This is a genomic window from Rhodococcus koreensis (genome assembly GCF_017068375.1).
In the GTDB taxonomy this organism is placed as follows: Bacteria; Actinomycetota; Actinomycetes; order Mycobacteriales; family Mycobacteriaceae; genus Rhodococcus_F; species Rhodococcus_F koreensis.
This window is the reverse complement of sequence record NZ_CP070609.1, coordinates 2,756,371-2,775,075: the sequence shown is the minus strand read 5'-3', so window position 1 is coordinate 2,775,075 and position 18,705 is coordinate 2,756,371. Positions and strand designations below refer to the sequence as shown.

20 protein-coding genes are annotated in these 18,705 nt (G+C 69.1%); 11 read left to right on the top strand and 9 right to left on the bottom strand.

Going from position 1 to position 18,705, the window contains the following annotated elements; all coding sequences use genetic code 11:
• Window positions 1-21 precede the first annotated feature (21 nt).
• Genes JWS14_RS12820 through JWS14_RS12810 form a run of 3 tightly spaced genes read left to right on the top strand, consistent with a single transcriptional unit; the run spans window position 22 to window position 4,102 of the window.
• Window positions 22-1,263, top strand: a complete 1,242-nt coding sequence (locus tag JWS14_RS12820) for a TerD family protein (protein ID WP_206013402.1) — start codon at window positions 22-24, stop codon at window positions 1,261-1,263.
• Window positions 1,264-1,272: 9 nt separating this feature from the next.
• Window positions 1,273-2,847, top strand: a complete 1,575-nt coding sequence (locus JWS14_RS12815) for a TerD family protein (RefSeq protein ID WP_072946364.1) — start codon at window positions 1,273-1,275, stop codon at window positions 2,845-2,847.
• A 7-nt stretch (window positions 2,848-2,854) separates the two neighbouring features.
• A complete protein-coding gene (locus JWS14_RS12810) occupies window positions 2,855-4,102 on the top strand; it encodes a vWA domain-containing protein (protein ID WP_206013400.1) in 1,248 nt (415 codons plus the stop codon).
• Between the two features lie 14 nt (window positions 4,103-4,116).
• Here the strand turns inward: JWS14_RS12810 and JWS14_RS12805 are convergent, their stop codons facing one another.
• The 3 genes from JWS14_RS12805 to JWS14_RS12795 all read right to left on the bottom strand — a co-directional run bounded on the left by JWS14_RS12805 (window position 4,117) and on the right by JWS14_RS12795 (window position 7,053).
• Window positions 4,117-5,523, bottom strand: coding sequence for an ABC1 kinase family protein (locus JWS14_RS12805; RefSeq protein WP_095862334.1), 1,407 nt, complete (start codon window positions 5,521-5,523; stop codon window positions 4,117-4,119).
• A gap of 117 nt (window positions 5,524-5,640) precedes the next feature.
• Window positions 5,641-6,495: an LLM class F420-dependent oxidoreductase gene (locus JWS14_RS12800; protein ID WP_095862335.1), complete on the bottom strand. Its 855-nt coding sequence runs from the start codon at window positions 6,493-6,495 to the stop codon at window positions 5,641-5,643.
• A gap of 237 nt (window positions 6,496-6,732) precedes the next feature.
• The gene (locus tag JWS14_RS12795) at window positions 6,733-7,053 is read right to left on the bottom strand and encodes a GYD domain-containing protein (RefSeq protein ID WP_072946360.1); all 321 of its coding nucleotides are present in this window, start codon (window positions 7,051-7,053) and stop codon (window positions 6,733-6,735) included.
• A gap of 83 nt (window positions 7,054-7,136) precedes the next feature.
• Between JWS14_RS12795 and JWS14_RS12790 the strand changes: the two genes are divergently transcribed.
• A complete protein-coding gene (locus tag JWS14_RS12790) occupies window positions 7,137-7,952 on the top strand; it encodes a DUF72 domain-containing protein (protein ID WP_206013398.1) in 816 nt (271 codons plus the stop codon).
• Between the two features lie 62 nt (window positions 7,953-8,014).
• Window positions 8,015-8,488 (top strand): hypothetical protein, encoded by a 474-nt coding sequence (locus JWS14_RS12785; RefSeq protein WP_011595172.1) that lies wholly within the window; start codon window positions 8,015-8,017, stop codon window positions 8,486-8,488.
• A gap of 4 nt (window positions 8,489-8,492) precedes the next feature.
• Here the strand turns inward: JWS14_RS12785 and JWS14_RS12780 are convergent, their stop codons facing one another.
• Window positions 8,493-8,810: an ArsR/SmtB family transcription factor gene (locus tag JWS14_RS12780; protein ID WP_206013396.1), complete on the bottom strand. Its 318-nt coding sequence runs from the start codon at window positions 8,808-8,810 to the stop codon at window positions 8,493-8,495.
• Window positions 8,811-8,901: 91 nt separating this feature from the next.
• Between JWS14_RS12780 and JWS14_RS12775 the strand changes: the two genes are divergently transcribed.
• Window positions 8,902-9,957: an SDR family oxidoreductase gene (locus JWS14_RS12775; protein WP_373560144.1), complete on the top strand. Its 1,056-nt coding sequence runs from the start codon at window positions 8,902-8,904 to the stop codon at window positions 9,955-9,957.
• 6 nt (window positions 9,958-9,963) lie between these two features.
• Here the strand turns inward: JWS14_RS12775 and JWS14_RS12770 are convergent, their stop codons facing one another.
• Window positions 9,964-10,488 (bottom strand): MarR family winged helix-turn-helix transcriptional regulator, encoded by a 525-nt coding sequence (locus tag JWS14_RS12770; RefSeq protein WP_072946355.1) that lies wholly within the window; start codon window positions 10,486-10,488, stop codon window positions 9,964-9,966.
• Between the two features lie 66 nt (window positions 10,489-10,554).
• Here JWS14_RS12770 and JWS14_RS12765 point away from each other — a divergent pair, with 66 nt between their 5' ends.
• Window positions 10,555-11,967, top strand: coding sequence for an FUSC family protein (locus JWS14_RS12765; RefSeq protein ID WP_206013395.1), 1,413 nt, complete (start codon window positions 10,555-10,557; stop codon window positions 11,965-11,967).
• Window positions 11,968-11,973: 6 nt separating this feature from the next.
• On the opposite strand, the gene JWS14_RS12760 is transcribed toward JWS14_RS12765, so the two are convergent.
• Together JWS14_RS12760 and JWS14_RS12755 are read right to left on the bottom strand one after the other, a co-directional pair.
• A complete protein-coding gene (locus JWS14_RS12760) occupies window positions 11,974-12,366 on the bottom strand; it encodes a hypothetical protein (RefSeq protein ID WP_241031331.1) in 393 nt (130 codons plus the stop codon).
• A 5-nt stretch (window positions 12,367-12,371) separates the two neighbouring features.
• Window positions 12,372-12,971 carry a TetR/AcrR family transcriptional regulator gene (locus JWS14_RS12755; protein ID WP_206013393.1) on the bottom strand — a complete coding sequence of 200 codons (600 nt, stop codon included), beginning with the start codon at window positions 12,969-12,971 and terminating at the stop codon, window positions 12,372-12,374.
• 97 nt (window positions 12,972-13,068) lie between these two features.
• Here JWS14_RS12755 and JWS14_RS12750 point away from each other — a divergent pair, with 97 nt between their 5' ends.
• The 3 genes from JWS14_RS12750 (at window position 13,069) to JWS14_RS12740 (ending at window position 15,940) form a co-directional block, all read left to right on the top strand.
• Complete coding sequence (locus JWS14_RS12750) at window positions 13,069-14,103, top strand: GumC domain-containing protein (protein ID WP_206013391.1); 1,035 nt, start codon at window positions 13,069-13,071, stop codon at window positions 14,101-14,103.
• Between the two features lie 20 nt (window positions 14,104-14,123).
• Window positions 14,124-14,792 (top strand): SanA/YdcF family protein, encoded by a 669-nt coding sequence (locus tag JWS14_RS12745; protein ID WP_206013389.1) that lies wholly within the window; start codon window positions 14,124-14,126, stop codon window positions 14,790-14,792.
• 68 nt (window positions 14,793-14,860) lie between these two features.
• Window positions 14,861-15,940 (top strand): VIT1/CCC1 transporter family protein, encoded by a 1,080-nt coding sequence (locus tag JWS14_RS12740; RefSeq protein WP_095862345.1) that lies wholly within the window; start codon window positions 14,861-14,863, stop codon window positions 15,938-15,940.
• A 33-nt stretch (window positions 15,941-15,973) separates the two neighbouring features.
• Here the strand turns inward: JWS14_RS12740 and JWS14_RS12735 are convergent, their stop codons facing one another.
• Complete coding sequence (locus JWS14_RS12735) at window positions 15,974-16,288, bottom strand: ArsR/SmtB family transcription factor (protein WP_072946420.1); 315 nt, start codon at window positions 16,286-16,288, stop codon at window positions 15,974-15,976.
• A gap of 136 nt (window positions 16,289-16,424) precedes the next feature.
• Here JWS14_RS12735 and JWS14_RS12730 point away from each other — a divergent pair, with 136 nt between their 5' ends.
• The gene (locus JWS14_RS12730) at window positions 16,425-17,909 is read left to right on the top strand and encodes an MFS transporter (RefSeq protein ID WP_206013388.1); all 1,485 of its coding nucleotides are present in this window, start codon (window positions 16,425-16,427) and stop codon (window positions 17,907-17,909) included.
• Here the strand turns inward: JWS14_RS12730 and JWS14_RS12725 are convergent.
• Window positions 17,881-18,705: an SDR family NAD(P)-dependent oxidoreductase gene (locus JWS14_RS12725; protein WP_072946349.1), complete on the bottom strand. Its 825-nt coding sequence runs from the start codon at window positions 18,703-18,705 to the stop codon at window positions 17,881-17,883. The two genes, JWS14_RS12730 and JWS14_RS12725, sit on opposite strands and share 29 nt — an antisense overlap.

Sequence of the window (18,705 nt, the reverse complement as noted above, 5' to 3'; positions counted from 1 at the left end):
CACAGTGAAGGAACCACCGCAGTGTCCACTCCGCTAGCCAAGGGCCAGAACGGCCCACTGAGCGTCGACGACGTCATCGTCTCCCTGGAGCTGACGGCCGCCGCCGACCTGTCCGCGCTGCTCGTCACGGACTCGGGGAAGGTCCGCTCGGACGCCGACTTCGTCTTCTTCAACCAGCCGTCCGGTCCCGGTGTGCAACTCGTGCCCGGGGCCCCCGGACAGGCGGCGTCGCTGAAGGTGTCCCTCGGCGCGGTGCCCGCCGACATCGCCCAGGTGCGCGCGGTCATCACCCTCGACGACGCCACCAGCAACTTCGGCCGCTCCGCGCCGCCGACGGCCCGGGTCGTCGACGGCGCCGGAAACGCGCTGTACGAGTACCGGATCGACGGACTGAACTCCGAGTCGATCGTCATCGCGCTCGAGCTGTACCGACGCCAGGGCGCCTGGAAGGTGCGGGCCGTCGGGCAGGGTTACGCCGGCGGGTTCGCCGCACTCGTCACCGATCACGGCGTGTCCGTCGACGACGCACCCGCACCCGCGGCCGCCCCGGTCCAGCAGCCGCCGGCACCGCAGGCCGCCCCCGCTGCTGCCTACCCGCCGCCGGCCGCCGCACCGGTGGCACCGCCTGCACCCCCGGCTCCTGCTGCCCCCGCCGCTCCGGCCGAGGTCAGTCTCACCAAGTCGCGGCCGGTCAGCCTGAGCAAGGGCCAGAAGGTCACGCTCCGCAAGGACGGTGGCGTCGCGCTGACGTACATCCAGATGGGACTCGGCTGGGATCCGATCGAGAAGCGCGGCATGTTCGGAAACCGTTCCGCCAACGTCGACCTCGACGCGTCGGCGGTCCTGTTCGCGGACAACAACATGGTCGACGTCGCCTACTACGGTCAGCTGACGTCGAAGGACGGGTCGATCCGGCACCAGGGCGACAACCTCACCGGCGAGGGCGCGGGCGACGACGAGGTGATCCTCGTGGATCTCACCCGCATTCCGCCGCACGTCTCGACCATCGTGTTCATCGTGACGTCGTACCGGGGGCACACGTTCGAGCAGGTGAAGAACGCGTTCTGCCGCCTGGTGGACACCACGTCGAACGCCGAACTCGCCCGGTTCACGCTGCAGGGCGGGATGCCGTTCACGGGAATGGTGATGGCCAAGGTGTACCGGGTGGGCGGCGAATGGAAGCTGCAGGCCATCGGTGAGGGCATCCAGGCCAAGCATGCCGGTGAGGCCGCGCCTCAACTCGCCCGGTTCCTCGGCGTCTAGGGGCGGTTGGTGACGGTCTACCTCGTTCCGGGGCAGAACGCCCCGCTGCCGTCGCGCGTACTGCGTTTCCGCGCGGTCGGCGCGACACCGGTCGATGTCTCGGCGTTGATCGTCGACGGCGATCTCCGCGCGCTGTCCTCGGACTATTTCGTGTTCTACAACCAGCGGCGCGCCGCCGGCGTGGAACTCGACGCGGATGGAACGGTCCGGCTGCACATGGACGAGGTGGACGCCGCCGCGGCGGGCGTGCTCTGCGTGGTCAGTGTCGATCCGGCATCCCCGACCGGTCCGGCGACGCTGGCCCGCGAGGGCCTGTCGGCCACGCTCACCGATGAAAGCGGCCTTACCGTGGTCGTTTTCGACGTCCCTCTGGTCGGCTCCGAGGCTGCCGCGATCTGCCTGGAGATCTACCGCCGCGGCACCGACTGGAAGGTCCGTGCCGTCGGGCAGGGATACGACGGCGGCCTCGCCGAACTCGTCACCAGGCACGGCGTCGACGTGGACGAACCCGCGAATGCTGTCGCCGAGGAGGTTCCGGCGACGGCCGGCCCGGCGGGCATCCCGCTCGACCCGGCCCACTCGTTCGAGAGAGCGTGGATGATCTTCGAGGACGCCGCCCGGTCGGCGGCCTCGTTCCGGTCCTCCCGCGACTACGCGCAGGCGCGGCTGGACGACGAACTGTCCGCGTCGGTGGCCGACCCGTCCACCCGCAACAGTCCGGCGGTCGCGCAGTCGCAGGCCAGGGCGCAGGAGCGGTCCGACGCCCTCGTCGCCGAGGCACAACGCAAATTCGACGGCGAGACTTCGCAACTGGCCGAGGAACTCCGCGTCATCGACCCGCTGCTGCCGCGGTCGCTGGCGACGTTCGAATCCGCCGCGTGGACGAACCCGGTCACGAGCAGCGCCGTGCCGGACGGCCTGAGGCTCGGTGAGTTGTCCGCACCCGACCTCGGCGAACTGCGGGTTCCGTTCTGCGTCCACTACCCGCTGGGGCGTCCTCTGTGGATCGTCGGCGAACCGGCCGAGGCCGCACCGGTGGTCGCGGCGCTGGCCGCGCGCATGCTGGTGGCATCGCCCGCGGCGGCGGGGCGGCTGGAGGTTGTCGACCTCAGCGGCTCGCTGCGCACGTTCACCGACCCCCTCGGGGCGCTCCTGGCCTCGCCCGTCGTGTCCGCGGCCTCCGACATCACCGCCCGGCTCACCGCGCTGTCCGAGAGTGTCGACCTCGCAGAGATGGCGGCCCGCAGCGGAATCCGGGGCACCCTGCCGGAACCGCGGCTGGTGATCCTCGGCGACTTCCCGCACGGGTACGGCGCCGAGGACGCCGCCCGCATCGTGCACCTCGCCGACCACGGTCCCGCGGTCGGAACGTCGCTGATCATCGTCGGTGACAGCGCCGGCGCCGCTTCGGATCCGGGAGTCGCGGTGCTCGAACGCATCGCCCAGCAGGTTCCGACGTCGGGGGTCCTCACCGTCTCCGACCCGTGGACCGGCAACGACTGGATCCTGACCCCCGACCGGCTCCCGGACCACCCCCTCCACCGGGCGTCGGTGCTGGATTCGCTGACCGGCCACGAAAGGTGAGTGCACCGTGACACGTCTTGCGCGCGGCGAGAACGTCGAGATCGTCTGTTCGCCGACGAGTGTCGCGGTCGCCGGTGCCCGCCGAGGCGAGGTCGCCCTGATGGTCTTCCAACTCGGCGCGAACGGACGGGTGCGGTCCGACGGGGATTTCGTCTTCTTCAACAACCCCAGTTCACCCGAGGGGGCCGTGCGGTTGGCAGCGGCAGACGGCGTCGACCTCGATCTCGCGGCGGTGCCCGCCGACATCGACAAGCTCAGTATCGCCGTCGCCCTCGACGACTCGGTGCCCGGCAGTCTCGCCGATCGCGTCGGGTTGGGCGTTGTGATCGAGAACTCCGGAGTGTCGCTGGGGGCGGACGCGTCCGGGCTGAGCACCGAGCGCGCCGCCGTACTCGTCGAGGTGTATCGGCGTGGTTCCGGATGGAAGGTGCGCAACGTCTCGGCCGGGTGGGACGGCGGGCTCGCTGTCCTCGTCACCGAGCACGGCGTCGACGTGACGGATTCCGACTCCGCCGACGATGTTGCCGTGCGAACGGTGCCGGACGAGCTGGGTCTGATGTTCGAGAAGCGGCAGAAGCTCGACATGCGCAAGCGTGAAGTCGCGAAGGTGTTGCTGCACAAGGGTGCAGGTGAGACGCGCGCCCGGGTCGTTCTGGTGATCGACAAGTCGGGCAGCATGCGGCGTCAGTATTCGACCCGGGCGATCAACCGGGTGGTCGAGCGGATGGTGCCGGTGGCCACGCAGATCGACGACGACGGTCGCCTCGAACCGTATCTCTACGCCAAGAACTTCGCGCGCCTGCCCGACATCGCCGTCCACGAGGTCGACAGTTGGTGCGACACGTTCCTGCATCTCGGCGGCGTCCACGGCGGAATCGACTACAAGGCGATCGGCGGCTACAACGACGAACTGCCGATCATGACCGACATCGTCTCCAGTCTGCCGCCGCGGGGCGGGACCCCCACCCTCGTGCTGTTCTTCACCGACGGCGGATTCCAGCAGCGCGCCAAGATCAGCGAACTCATGCGCCGGGCGTCGAGTCTGCCCGCGTTCTGGCAGTTCGTCGGAATCGGCCGCGCCGACTACGGACTGCTCGAGAAACTCGACACCCTCGACGGGCGGACCCTCGACAACGCCGGGTTTTTCGCCGTCGACGACCTCGACAGGATCGACGACGCCGAACTGTACCGCCGCCTGCTCAGCGAGTTCCCCGACTGGCTGCGCGCCGCGAAGTCGGCGGGTGTAGTCGGGTGACGCAACGACACGAGTCACTCGTCGGGTAGTTCCACTCCGAGTTCGCGGGCCTTCGCGGCGACGGCGTCCGGGAAGACGTTGCGGAACAGGAACAAGTCCTGTCCGATAACCCAGCCGGGCGCGAGTTCGGTGGCGTAGCGCTCGAAGTAGCCGAGTTGCTTCCCGAACAGGACGAGTTCCTCCGGGCTGGCGACGTCCCATTTCTTGCCGATGCCGATCAGCGCCATGATGAGTTCGCTGAGCCGCAGCTCGCCGAGGTCCCGGCCCAGCAGGGGGGCGAGGGCGGCGGCCACCTGGAGGCCGATCTCGTCGTCGGTGGCGTCGTTGTCCTGCGCGTAGCCGAGGCTGCGGATTCCGCGGGCCATCCGGGAGAAGTCGCCGTCGATCAGGGTCGCGTAGAACATGTCGCGCAGGATCTGCCGCCACGATTCGGGTAGCTCACCGACGATGCCGAAGTCGAGCATCGCGATGCGCCCGTCGTCGAGGACCCACAGGTTCCCGGCGTGCACGTCGCCGTGGAACGGGCCGTGCAGGATGACCGACTCGATCCACACCTTGACACCGCGGCGGATCAGCATGCGGGTGTCCATGTGGACGAGGTCGGGGAACCGGTCGAGCGGCAGCCCGTACATGCGTTCCATGCAGATGACGTGGGGACCGCAGTAGTCCCAGTACACCTCCGGGGTGGTGACGCCCTTGTTGTCGCCGAAGGCCCCGATGTTCGTCCTGAACCGGGCCTGCCGGTCGGCTTCCACCGCGCTGTTGAGTTCGGTCATCGTGGCCGCGTGGAGATCGCGGATGATGGCGGTGGCGTTGGCGATGCGGAAGAACTCGAAGAGTTTCTCGAGGATCCGCGCACCCCAGTACGCGGTGCGCAGGTCCACCACCATGCGACGGAAGATGTCGGGGCGCTGCACCTTGATGACGGCTTCCCGGCCGTCGGGGAGCACGCAGCCGTGCACCTGTGCGACGGAGGCGGCGGCGAGGGGGACGTCGTCGAACGACGCGAACAGCGCGTCGACGGGATGTCCCAGGTCTGCCTCGATCACCCGGCGGGCTTCCTGCGCGGACACCGGCGGCACGTCGTCGAGACATCGCAGGCAGGCGTTGGCCAGCGGGGCGGGGAACACGCCGGAGGACGACGCCATCAGCTGCCCGACCTTGACGAACGTCGGGCCGAGCACCTCGAATCCGTTGACCAGGCCTTCCGACGCCGCGTCCGCGAGGGTGCGGCCGCGACGCCGGACGGGCCAGGTGACGAGCGCGAGCAGTGTGTAGGCGACGACGACCACGCCGATGACCAGCGCCCGCCACAACTCCGCCGCGCGGAACCGGTCGAGAGTCGCCGAATGCACGGTCAGGGCTGCAGGTGGCGGCCCCGAAGCGTATGGGCCGACCGGACGTGGCGTTGGCTCGTGCACAGTTCCTACCTTGCGTTCAGTCCTGCCTGCCGTTCAGAAGGGGACCATACCCCGACCGTTTCGGCGAACGCTTTTCAGTATGCGGTACCCGCCATCACACTATTTCGTTAGCAGAACTCAGAGTCCCAGCGCGCCCGCGAGTTCCCGCAGCGCAGGGATGGGATCGTCACCGGCGGGCAGCACCTGGATCGCGACGTGATCGGCGCCCGCGTCCAGATGTTCGCGGAGGCGGCCGGCGATATAGGGGGCGTCGCCGTGGGCGGCGAGGGCGTCGATCAGCTCGTCGCTGCCGCCATTCGCGATCTGCTCGTCGGTGTACCCGAGCCGCTTCAGGTTGTTGACGTAATTGCGCAGGTGCAGGTACGGATTCTCGACCGCCGCACGTCCGACGGGGCGCGCCCGTTCCGAATCGGTGTCCAGCACGACCTTCTGCTCCGGTGCGATCACCGCACCGGGGCCGAGCAGCTCACGCGCTTCCCGGGTGTGCTGCGGAGTGGTCAGGTACGGGTGGGCGCCTGCGGCGCGGGCCGCCGACAGCTCGAGCACCTTCGGGCCGAGCGCGGCGAGCACGCGTCGCCCCGCCGGAACCCCGGCGGCGTCCAGGACGTCGAGATACTCCACGAGCGCGGCGTACGGCTTGCTGTAGTTCAGGCCGGGTTGTTCGGGATGGCCGACGCCGATGCCGAGGAGGAAGCGCCCCGGATGACGGGCCTCGAGCCGGTGGAAGGAGGTCGCGATCTCGTCGGCGGGTGCGGTCCAGATGTTCACGATGCCGGTCGCGACGGTGATGGTGGACGTCGCGTCGAGCAGGCGTTCGGCGACGTCGAGGTCGGCCGGCGGCGAGCCGCCGATCCAGATCGCGCCGTAACCTGCCGATTCGATCGCGACACCCACTTCGGGTGCCAATCCGCCGGCGTGACGCCAGACGCCGAACTGTCCGAGCTGCGGGGTTTCTCCTGAGGTATCCGTCATGTGGCGTGCAACCTTCGCTCGCGGACATTCATTCCGGCATCTCGGATCTGGTGGAGCCACGACCGGAACAGCAGCGCGCTCGGCGCGAACAGGACACGGCGAACGGAGTCGGTGGTGAACGGGTTCACCGTGGTCGAGTAGGTCTGGTCGGCAGACGTGGCTCGACGGTATCGGCCGACTCCGCGGCCGCACATCATCCTGCAGAACGATATTCGCCGCCGCAGGCGGTGAGGTCGATCAGCTGCCGGGCGCCCGGTATTGGGCGTCGCGGCGCACCGCGTCGTCCACCTGCTCCGGTGTCAACAGCACCACCGATTCCGACCGTGCCGCCCCGGAGGCGGTGGTGCGGATGCCGAGCGCGGCGGCGGCCACGTCGTCGGGCACGTCACCGATCACGAACAGATCCCGGCCACCCAGTGCGAAGTAGCAGGATTCGACTGTGCCCCCGACGCTTTCGACCATCTGGGTGATCGCGTCGCGTCGTGCAGTGCCGCCTTCGGTGAGCAGTCCTTTCGCGCCTTCGGGTGAGTACGTGACCTGCCAGAGGTATCTCGGCATCGGTGCCTCCTCGATTGTGGGGTCTTCTCATGGTTCTCCCGGGACGGGCCACATGCAATAGGTTCCGGCGCTAGGGTCGGGAGATGGCGCAGGCCCGCGTAGGTATTTCCGGCTGGACGTATCCCGGGTGGCGCGGCGACTTCTACCCGGAAGGCCTCGCGCATCGCAGGGAGTTGGCCTACGCCGCGGGGCGTTTGACGTCCATCGAGATCAACGGTTCCTTCTATGCGTTGCAACGGCCGACGAGTTATGCGAAATGGCGTGACGAGACGCCGGACGATTTCGTGTTCGCCGTCAAGGGCGGGCGCTACATCACGCACATGAAGCGGCTGGTCGGTGTCGAGGCGGCGCTGGCGAACTTCCTCGCCTCCGGGGTGCTCGCGCTGGGCCCCAAGCTCGGACCGCTGCTGTGGCAACTGCCCCCGACGCTCGCGTTCGACGCGGCGAGCCTCGCAGCGTTCCTGGACCAGTTGCCGCGGACGACCGCGGAGGCCGCGACAGTCGCCGCGCGGCACGACGACAAACTCGCCGAAGACCGGACGTGGACCGAAACCGACGCCGACCGCGCCGTCCGTCATGCGCTCGAGGTTCGCCACCACAGCTTCGAGGCGGAGGAGGCGAAGGAGTTGCTCCGCGCGCACGACGTCGCGTTCGTCGTCGCCGACACGGCGGGCCGGTACCCGTTCATGGAGGCGGTCACGAGTGATTTCGTCTACCTGCGGTTGCACGGTGACAAGGAACTGTATGCGAGCGGATACACCGACGAGGCCCTCGACGAGTGGGCGCGGAAGATCGAGCGGTGGCGCGGGCAGGGGCTCGACTGTTTCGCCTACTTCGACAACGACATGAAGGGGTACGCCCCGTTCGACGCGCTCCGGCTGATCGAGCGGCTGCGCTGACTGTCGGTGCCTCGTGGCACAGTGAGTGCCTGATCGACGGATACGAGAAGAGGATCTACCGGATGTGGCCCACTCACTGGCCCGCTGTCGCGCGTGACATCGCCGAAGCGCTGGATGCCGCCATCGTCGCGGCGCGTGCGTCGGATGCAGCGGCGCTGACCGAGGCGACGGAGGAATTGGCGGCCCTGCCTGCGGAGCAGGTCGGTGCGGTGCTGGCGGGGGTGGTCCGGGAACTCCTCGAGACGTTGCACCCGGACGGTCTGACGGGGGAGGACGTGCAGGACGTGCTCACCCGCTGCGCGCGGGCGGCGGCACTCTGGTTTCCGGCCGTCGACGTCGACTCGCTGGTCACCGTGCTGACCGGCGCCCTCGGTGTGGCCGATGTCGAGGAGAACCCGCGCAGACCGGAGCGTGCGGTGGAGGCCGCGATCCTGGTGATCGCCGATCTGCTGAGTGCGGCGGAGGTGCCCGCCGACGGTTACGTCCGCCGGGCGCTCGACGAGATCGCGCGCGCCGAGACCGTGGAGATGCCCTGAGGCGTCAGAGTTCGGTGCGGATGTGGTCGGCGAGCCGACTGATCCGGTCCTCGTTGCGGCGGTAGTGGGTCCACTGGCCGATCCGATGGCTGGTGACCAGTCCGGCGCTCTGTAGGGCGGCCATGTACTGCGAGGCCGTCGACTGGGAGACCTCGGCCCTCGCCTGAATGTGCTTCAGGCATACGCCCACCTCTTCCGCGGGTTCGAGTTGTGGGGGAAAGCTGTCGGGCTCCTTCAACCACTGCAGGATGCGCACGCGGGTCGGGTTCGACAGCGCTTTGAAGACCAGGGCCAGGTCGGTCGGGTCCGGAAGTTCGCTCACAGGCCCATCGTACCGTCATATCGCGATTTTTCGATATATGTGCTTGACTCGGTATATCGCAACTTCGCGATATACCGATAGGAGTCGAGTGATGTCGAAGCGCAGAGTGGCAGTGGTCGTCGGTGCGCGCGGGGTGATCGGCGGCAATCTGATCGAGCACCTCGAGGCGACCGGAGACTGGGAGATCGTCGGACTGTCGCGCCGAGGCGGACCCGACACCGACCGGGTGCGGCACATCGCGGTCGATCTGCTCGACGAGCGTGACGCCGCCGAGAAGCTGGCCGAACTCCGCGACGCGACCCACATCTTCTACGCCGCCTACCAGGACCGTTCGTCGTGGGCTGAGCTCGTCGCGCCCAACGTCGCGATGCTCGTCAACACGGTGAACGCGCTCGAACCCGTGGCCGCCGGGCTCGAGCACATCAGTCTGATGCAGGGCTACAAGGTCTACGGCGCCCATCTCGGGCCGTTCAAGACGCCGGCGCGCGAGAGCGATCCGCCGCACATGCCGCCCGAGTTCAACGTCGATCAGCAGCAGTTCCTCGAGGACCGTCAGCGCGGCAAGAGCTGGACGTGGTCCGCGATCCGACCCTCGGTCGTGTGCGGATTCGCGCTCGGGAACCCGATGAACCTCGCGCTCGTGATCGCCGTCTACGCCACGATGTCGAAGGAACTCGGAGTGCCGCTGCGCTTTCCGGGCAGGCCCGGCGCGTACACGAGTCTGATCGAGATGACCGATGCCGGACTGCTGGCAGAGGCGACCGTCTGGGCCGCGACCACGCCCGAGTGCGCGAATCAGGCTTTCAACATCAACAATGGCGATCTGTTCCGCTGGGACGAGATGCTGCCGAAGATCGCCGACTTCTTCGAACTGGACGTCGCGCCGCCGCTGCCGATGTCGATGGACGTCGTCATGGCCGACAAGGAACGGGTGTGGAACGACCTGGTCGCGAAGCACGGACTGGCGCCGACGCCGTACTCGGACGTGTCGTCGTGGGCGTTCGGCGACTTCGTCTTCGGCTGGGACTACGACGTCATCGCGGACGGGTCGAAGGCGCGCAGGTTCGGTTTCCACCGTCACGTCGAGACCGAGCAGATGTTCCTCGACATCTTCCGCGACCTGCGGGCGCGGAAGATCATTCCCTGACACGGACTACGGGCGCAGTCCGGATTCGACGTTGGCGGCGATCCGCCGGAGCAGACCCGCCAGCACCGCGCATTCGTCCTCGTCCAGTCCCTCGAGGAATTGCCGGTCGCGTTCGACGCGCTGCGGGAATTCGGTGTCGACGAGGGCGCGTCCGGCCTCGGTCAGATGGAGCAGCACGACCCGGCCGTCCCGTTCGAAGGGCAGCCGTTCCACCAACCCCAGCCTGCCCAGGCGGTCGACGTGCTTGGTGGTGGAGGCGCCGCTGAGCATGGTCACGGCGGTGACCTCGCTGGCCCGCAGGGGTCGATCGCTCCGGGCGAGCACGCACAGGACGTCGAACTCGGCCCTCGAGACCCCGCTCGCGTCGAGGGCACGGTCGAGTTGCTGCAGGGCCTGGGATCCGATCCGGGTGATGCGACCCATCACCTCGATCGGTGACGTGTCCACGTCGGGATGGGTCTCCGCCCATTCGCGTCGTACGCGATCGGTGAAATCCTCATCCGGACGTGGGGCAGGGCTCATGAAAACCATCGTAGCGATCAACTTCACACTATTTCACAACTATTTTACTAGTGAAGTATACGGTACGCTGAGGTCATGCAGGCTTCTCCTCGATACGCACCCGACCTCAGCCGGCTCCATCACTCCCGTGGGGCGCTGGCCCACTCGGTGGCGCCGTCGACGTGGCGCCGGGCGTTCGAGGTCCGGACCGCGGACGCCACCATCGCTCCCGCCCTGCGGGTGGGTGCGGCGACGGCTCTGGTGCTGGTGATCGGCGGCCTGCTTGGGCACGGCAACCTCGCCGGCTTCGCGGCGCTGGGTGCGCTGACCGCCGCATTCGGCCGATACGAGCCGTACCCGCGGCTCGCCCGCAAGACGGGTCTCGTCGGTGTCGCACTCGTCGTCTTCGTCGCCGGGGGAGCACTCCTCGGTGCGGCCGGACTGTCCCTCTGGCTGCAGATAGCGCTCATGGCCGTGGCGTCGGGGATCGCCGCATGGCTGCTGGCGGCGTTCCGGATCGCCGGCCCCGGTCCCGTCATCCTGATCTTCGCGGCCACCGCGGCGGCCGGGTACTCGACGCGGCTCGCCGATCTCGGGCCGGCAGTCGTGGCCGTGGCGACCGGTGTCGTCGTGGGCTGGATCGCCGCCATGACCCCCTGCCTGTTCGTTCCCCTCGGTCCCGCGCGACTGGCGGCGGCGCGGGCGCTCGCCGCCGTCGCAAAGCTGGAACGTGCGCACGACGTCTCCGCGATCGCGGCCGCCCGCAAGGCCATCGACAACGCGCGAGACGTGATCGCGCACAGCGGCCGGGGCCGGGACGGTCACTCCCACCAGTTGTTCGCGCTCCTCGCCGAGGCGGACACAGTGGTCGACCGGTGGGCGCACGAGCGTGACCACGACACCCTGCGTGTGCTCGTCGACCACGAGTCGGAGCTTCGTAAGGTGAAGCGCCGCAGCGACCTTCCGTCTTTCGCTGCGGAGGCCGCGGCGCTGCCGAAGCCGGTCGGCTTCCTCGCGGAAGGTGTCCGGGGGCTGCGGTCGCGTGAGGGGATCGTCAATGCCGCCCGCATCGCCGCCGCTGCCGCGCTGGCCGGATGGATCTGTGTGGCAGTGGGATTGGAACATCCGCTGTGGGCGTCGATGGGTGCGATGGCCGCGATGCAGGGGTTCAACTTCAGTCAGACGGTGCAGCGGGGAATTCAACGTCTCGTCGGCAACGTGGCGGGCGCCGTCCTCGCCGCCGGGCTGATCGCCGCGGCGATGGGGTACTGGCAGACCGTCGTGGTGATCGTGGTGCTGCAGACCGTGACCGAACTGGTGGTCATCAAGAACTACGCGTTCGCGTCCGTCGCCATCACTCCCATGGCGTTGCTGCTGACGGGTCTCGGCTCGGCGGTGGCGCCGGACATCGCGGTGAGCCGCGTCGTCGACACGCTCGTCGGTGTGGTGGTCGGTGTGATCGTCTCGGCCGTCGCGATCAGCCGGACGGACCACCATCACGTGGCCTGAGGGCGCTCAGATTCCGGTCGCGGAAACGTAACCGGCGAATCCGATCGCGCACGCGCCCGCGCAGAGGAGGAGGGTCCCGCACGCCACCGGCCACGCGAGCGTGCGGCGCGCGATGCGGGCGATCGTGACCGCGCCGCCCATCACGGTCACCAGTGCCGCGACCGCGAGTGCGACGCACACCGCGATCCACGCGTTCTCGGCGCTGCAGGATTCGGGCGGGCAGTAGTCCGGGAACAGCAGCCAGAAGAACGCCGCGACCGCGGAGATGCTGGCGACCGCGACCGCGACGACGATCGCTGCCGCCGACACCGCCACGTCCCAGCCGTTCAGTGACGGGCGCTGTTCGTCACCGGTGCGTGGATGATTCCATGGTTGTGGCAGAGGCCCCCCTTGCTGCATGTTCGTCACAGTACATCCGCGGCCGGGGGGATCGGCGGCGGCAGCGGTGACCCGTCCGGGCGCAACCCCGCGAGGAACACCGTGATCAGCCGCGGAACGAGATTGGCCGTCGTGTCCTCGAACATCAGCACGTGCGGCCGGGTGAGCATCGCGATCCCCATGATGATCTCGAGCGGCACGACGTCCTCGCGGATGAGCCCGAACTCCTGGAGCCGGTGAATGAGCTCGGTGACCGACGCCTTCGTCTGCTCCCGCGTGTCGCGCACGTCGGGCGGTAGTTCGTCGAGGCTGTTGACCAGCGCGGGCACCAACGCTCCCATCCGCAGATCGACCACCGCGTCGACGAATCGTCGCCATGCCGCCTCGGGTTCGTCGGCGCACTCGTCCAGCGCCCGGGCTGCGAGTTCGCGGACCTCGGTGAGCGTCGTGCGGGCGACGGCGTGGGCGAGGTCGTCCCGGCTCGGAAAATTCCGGTAGAGGGTGGCGATTCCGACGCCGGCGTGCGCGGCGATGGCGTCGAGCGGCGCGTCGTGCCCGCGGTCGGCGAACACCGCCCGGGCTGCCTTGATCAGGGTGTTGCGGCGTTCCATCGCGTCGGCTCGCATCGGGGGCACCTCTCTCGTTTGACAACCCAGCATAACCGGAGGAATATTCTCCACAAGTAATGGAGGAATTTCCTCCACTTAGTTGAAGGGGAGTCCGATGAGCGTTGCGGATACCGGGACACTCGACCCGCGCATCGAACCCGCCGGGCAGGCGAGCAACGGCCCGTCCGATCCGGTGAAAATGATCGCCGTCGTGCTGGGACTCACCGCCGTGATCGCCGTGATGCTGCTGGCGTTCGCGCTGCCCGCCGTCCACAGCGGCCCGCACGACCTGCGGCTGGGCGTCGCCGGGCCCGACGCGGCCGTCACCCGGATCGATGCCGCACTCGACGCGGGCCGCCCGGGGGTCTTCGCCACCGAGCGGTTCGCGGACGCCGAGGCGGTCCGGACGGCGATCGAGCACCGGGAGGTGGTCGGCGGAATCGTCGCGACACCGGAGGGCATGAAGGTCCTGTCCGCCGGCGCAGGCGGGGCGCCCATCGCGCAGACGATGAACGGTCTCGCGGCGGGCATGAGCGCGACTGCGGGACAGCCTGTTCCGGTCGAGGACGTCGTTCCGTTGACGGCTGACGACCCTGCCGGGGCCGGCCTCGGCGGCATGGCGCTTCCGCTGGTCTTCGGCGGCATGATCCCCGCGATCGTGCTGGTGCGACTGTTTCCGCACAGCGTCACGAGCAGGGTGGCGGGGGCGGTGCTCTTCGCCGTGAGCGCCGGACTGGCGCTGACCGCAATTCTGCAGTTCGGTCTCGGAAGCGTCGACGGCGACTACTGGACGACGTCCGGTGCCGTCATCGTCGGGATCGCCGCCATTTCCCTGACCGTCCTCGGACTCGATTCCGTTCTGGGCATCGCGGGGTTCGCGCTCGGAGCGGTGACGATGATGTTCCTCGCCAACCCGCTGTCGGGACTGGCGACCTCCCCGGCGTGGCTGCCCTCGGGGTGGGGCGCGTTCGGTCAGCTCCTGCCGCCCGGAGCGGCGGGAACCGTGGTGCGGTCGACGGCGTTCTTCGACGGACACGGAGCCGGCGCGGGCCTGCTCGTGCTGACCTGCTGGATCCTGTTCGGGCTCGGCCTGTGCCTGGTATCCGGACTGCGTGAGCGGCGCGCCCCGCAAGAGCCGGCCGTCGCCTGACCCTGTGGTTTGATGGCGGCATGGGGGAACGACGGATCGTCCGCCGACTGGTCGGCATCGGAGCGGGCCTCGGCGCGCTCGCGGTCCTCGTCGTCGCGGTCTCGACGGTGTGGATCTCGCGCGAGGCCGAGGGGCACGTCTACGATGTCGAGGGCGCACCCGAAGCCCCGGTGGTCATCGTTCTCGGTGCGCAGGTACGCGACGGCAAACCCCGGGAGTATCTGGCCGGGCGCCTCGACGTCGCCGTCCGCCTCGTGCAGGACGGGCGGGCGCGGGCGGTGCTCGTCTCGGGCGACGGCGCGGGCAGGTCCGGCGACGAGATCGCGGCGATGACGGAATACCTGGTCGAGAAGGGCATCGACCGCAGCCGGATCGTCGGCGACCGGTACGGGCTCGACACCTACGACACGTGCGCTCGGGCCGTCCAGACATACGGAGTGACCAAGGCGCTGATCGTCACTCAGGGTTTCCACGTCCCCCGCGCGGTCGCGCTGTGCCGCGGCGCCGGGATCGATGTCGCCGGCGTCAACGCCGGGTGCGAATGCCGCCCGATCACGATGGCCAGGAACACCGTGCGCGAATCGCTGGCCCGGCCCAAGGCCGTCCTCGACCTGCTGTCCCGGCGCGATCCGGTGGTGGTCTCCGAACCCGAGGACTCGCTCGGCAAGGCCCTCGCCGCCGGGGACTGACCTCGAACCGCCGCGGTGCGGTAGTCGCGTCGGTAGGCTTCGACGCGTCGACGATCGGGAGGCTCACGATGGTTGCGGGTGCACGACCGGATCCCGGTCCGCGCGAGGTCCGGAAGTGGCGTCGCTACCTCGCCGACGAACGTGCCGAGGCGGCCGTCTACCGCGATCTCGCGAAACGCCGCACCGGTGAGGAACGCGAGATTCTGCTGGCGCTCGCCGACGCCGAGGGACGGCACGAGGCGCACTGGCGTGCACTGCTCGGCGAGCACGTCGGCAAACCCGTTCGCGGTGACGTCCGCACGCGCATCCTCGGAGTGCTGGCCCGGCGGTTCGGATCGGTGTTCGTGCTCGCCCTCGCGCAACGCGCGGAGACCCGGTCGCCATACCTGACCGACGTCGACGCCACCGTCGCCATGGGCGCGGACGAGCGCATCCACGAAGAAGTGGTGCGGGCGCTGGCGGCCCGTGGGCGAAATCGTCTGTCCGGCACGTTTCGTGCTGCCGTGTTCGGTGCCAACGACGGCCTGGTCAGCAATCTCGCCCTGGTGCTCGGTATCAGCGGCAGCGGCGTCGACAATCACATCGTGCTGCTGACCGGGCTCGCCGGTCTGCTCGCGGGCGCGTTGTCGATGGGTGCGGGCGAGTACGTGTCCGTGCGGTCGCAGCGTGAACTGCTCGAGGCGTCGGCGCCGGGGGAGGGGGCTCGCGCGGCAGTGCCGCTCCTCGACGTCGACGCGAATGAACTCGCACTCGTGTACCGGGCGCGGGGCATGCCCGCCGAAGACGCCGAGAAACGCGCCGCCGACGTGTTGAAGAGAGCTGTTCAGCCCGAGGCTGTTTCGGGTTCGGAGGCCGTCGACCAGCACGAGGCCATCGGCACCGGACTCGGTGCGGCGGCGGCGAGTTTCTGCTTCTTCGCGTCCGGTGCGGTGATCCCCGTGCTGCCGTATCTCTTCGGGATGGAAGGGACTGCCGCGCTCGTGGTCGCCGCCGCGCTCGTCGGCGTCGCGCTGCTCGGAACCGGCCTGGTGGTGGGGTTGCTGTCGGGTGGACCCCCGGTCAAACGGGCGCTACGCCAGCTGGCAATCGGGTACGGCGCAGCCGCCGCCACCTACGTGCTGGGCATGCTGTTCGGAACCGGCGCCTGAGAACGTCATCATCACCACGGGTGTGGAATCCGCTCAGGCGGGTGCGGTCGCCACGGCGTCGAGGAGCCCCGGGAAGCGGGCGTCGATGTCGGATCTGCGCAGCTGTGCCATCCGGGAATTGCCGCGGTCGACCTGCTTGATCAGCCCCGCCTCGCGCAGGACCTTGAAGTGGTGGCTGCGGGTCGACTTGGACACGGGCAGCCCGAACGACGTGCAGTGACGTTCCGCGCCTTCGGCCTCGACCAGGAGCTTCTGCACGACCTCCAGTCGCAGGGGGTCGGCGAGTGCGGCGAGCACGGAGACCAGTTCGATCTCGTCGACTGCGGGATGTCCCTCGGCGTCGGGCACTGCGCACCTCCAGGTTCGGGTCTTCGACCACCAGAGTGAAGGTTCGCCTTGCGTCGAACCTCACTCTGGTGCATGGTTCGTATTGTATCGAACCTCTGGTGCACGGGGGGCAACGCACACTTCAGGAAGGATCGACATGACCTCGGAGCTGACCACGTCGGACGCCACGACGCCGACGTCACCACCCGACACGACACCGGCCGACCCGCGACGCGGAAATCTCACCCTCGCCGCGGTCCTCCTGGCTGTGCTCATCGTCCCGATGTCGATCTCCGGGACCGCGGTGGCGCTGCCCGCGATCTCCGCAGACATCGGCGGCGGCGCATCGGGCCAGCAGTGGGTGGTGAACGCGTTCAACCTGGCGTTCGCCTGCTTCACCCTGGTCTGGGGGTCGCTGTCGGACCGCTTCGGCCGGGGCCGCCTGTTCGCCGCCGGGGCCGCCACATTCGCGGCCGGGAGCATCGCCAGTGCGCTGGCCCCGAACATCGTGGTCCTCGACGTCGCCCGCGGCGTCGCCGGTCTCGGTGGCGCCGCCATCTTCTCGTGCGGCGCGGCGATCCTGTCGTCCGCGTTCGACGGGCCCGCCCGTTTGCGCGCGTTCGCCCTGTTCGGGACGACCGCCGGCATCGGTGTGGCGCTCGGACCGACACTGTCCGGGCTTCTCGTCGACACGGCGGGCTGGCGGCCCATCTTCGTGATCCAGGCCGCCGTGCTGCTCGTGGTGCTGACTGCGACCCCGGTGATCGGCCTGGACCGGCCGGCCGGCGACGCCCCCGCGACGTTCGATCTCCTCGGCACCGTCCTCCTGGTCCTGGGTCTGCTCGCCGCGATGGTGGGCATCGTCCAGGGCGGGCCCTGGGGCTGGGGCAGCCCGGAAGTCGTGGCGTCGTTCGTACTCGCCGTCGCGCTGCTTACCGGGTTCGCCCGCGTAGAATCGCGAGGCCCGGCCCCGCTGCTGGATCTCGAATTGCTCACCCACCCGCGGTTCATGGCACTGTGCCTCGTTCCGGTGGCAGCGTCGTTCGGCTTCGTCACGCTGCTCACCTACTTCCCGACCTTCCTCCAGTACGTGGCCGGACAGTCTTCGGCGAAGGCGGGCCTCGTGACCGTGCTCCTCACGATTCCGGTCGTGGTGGGCCCGCTCGCGGCGGGCCGCGCCGTCGGCGCCGGGGTGAACCCGCTCGTCGTGATCTGGATCAGCCTGGGAGCGTTGATCGCCGGCGACCTGGGGCTGCTGCTGGCGGGCCCCGACACGGTGGTCGCGGTCATCGCGGTGCCGCTGCTGCTCGCGGGATCCGGCATGGGACTGTCCGCCGGTCTCGTCGACGGTCAGGCACTCGCACTCGTCCCCGAGGAAAAGGCGGGTATGGCTGCGGGGGTGGTGAACACGATGCGGCTGGGCAGCGAGGCCCTCGCGGTGGCCGTGTACGCGGCGCTGCTCACCGGCCTCGCCACCCGCCGCGTCGACGAAGGGCTGACCGCGGTCGACGCCTACGACAGCGCGTTCCACACGACGCTCGTCGTGCTGGCCGTCGTCGTCGCCGGGTTGTCGGGTCTCATCGTGGTGCTGCTGCGACCCGGGGCGAGCGCGATCAGATCGCGGAGCCGCCGTTCGGGCTGATGGCCTGCCCGACGAGGTAGTGCTCGTCGCTCGCGAGATGCAGCACCGTGGAGGCGTATTCGTCGACCGACCCGAAGCGCCCCGCCGGGCAACTCTGCCAGAGCCGGTTGCGGCCGGTCTCGCCGATCTGCTCGAGGTAGCCGTTGAAGGCGGGCGTCGCGACGCCGCCGGGCGCCATCGCGTTGACGAAGATGTTCGCGCCTGCCACCTCCAACGCCACGGAGCGGGTGAACGCGACCACCGCGCCCTTGGTGGCGCTGTAGTGCGGACTGTGCGCACTGCGCGCCGAGATGCCTGCGATCGACGCGATGTTGACGATGCGCCCGTACCGCTGCGGTTCCATCAGTCGCAGCGCCTCACGGGTGCAGTAGAACACGCCGTGCACGTTGACGTCCCAGTACCGCAACCATTCTTCGTCGGTGATCTCGCTGGTGAACCGGAGCGAGTCGCGTTCCACCGGGGTCTGCAGGTAGGCGTAGAGCGTGTTGCGACGCTCGGTGTCGATCGGCCGGTTGGGCGTCAGCGCGGCATTGTTGACGAGCGCGTGCACGGTGCCGAACTGCTCGACCGCGGCCGCGAACAGGTCGTGGACCTCCGCACTCGACGACACGTCGCAGCGCACGGCGAGGCAGGTGCCACCGGCTTCCTCGATCTCGCGACGGGCCTCGTCCAACGATGCGTCGCTGACATCGCAGATGACGACCTTCGCGCCCTCGTGGGCCAGGGTGACGGCGATCGCCTTGCCCAGGCCCGGTCCGGCGCCGGTCACCACGGCCACTTTGTCCTTCATCCGCAT